The sequence below is a fragment of the Mesorhizobium sp. M3A.F.Ca.ET.175.01.1.1 genome (genome assembly GCF_004791945.1).
Taxonomy (GTDB): Bacteria; Pseudomonadota; Alphaproteobacteria; order Rhizobiales; family Rhizobiaceae; genus Mesorhizobium.
Map to the genome: position 1 here is coordinate 1 of NZ_SRTP01000189.1, position 344 is coordinate 344.

Annotated in this window: 1 pseudogene; it reads right to left on the bottom strand. The window is 64.8% G+C overall.

Going from position 1 to position 344, the window contains the following annotated elements:
- Nucleotides 1–344: pseudogene (locus EN818_RS31285) on the bottom strand (porphobilinogen synthase); the annotation flags it as partial.

The window sequence follows — 344 nt, forward strand, 5'->3', positions numbered from 1 at the left end:
GATGTTTTCCGGGTCGAGGATGTGCGACCCGGTCTCGTCGCGCAGCGAAAGCTCGACATTTGGGAAAGTGGCGATAGCGGGGATGCCGAGCTTGGCGGCTCGCTCCGCCTCCTTGACCGCGAGATCGACGGAGAGGCGATAGACGGCCGGCATGGCGGCGATCGGTTCGCGCACATTTTTGCCGTCGACGACGAAGATCGGCCAGATCAGGTCGTTCACCGAGAGCTGGTTCTCCTGCACCAGCCGGCGCGACCAGTCGGCCTTGCGCATACGCCTCAGCCGCCGGCTGCCGGTGATCTCGTCGACGCTACGTGCGCCTGCGGGTTTTGCGGGGGTGAATCTGT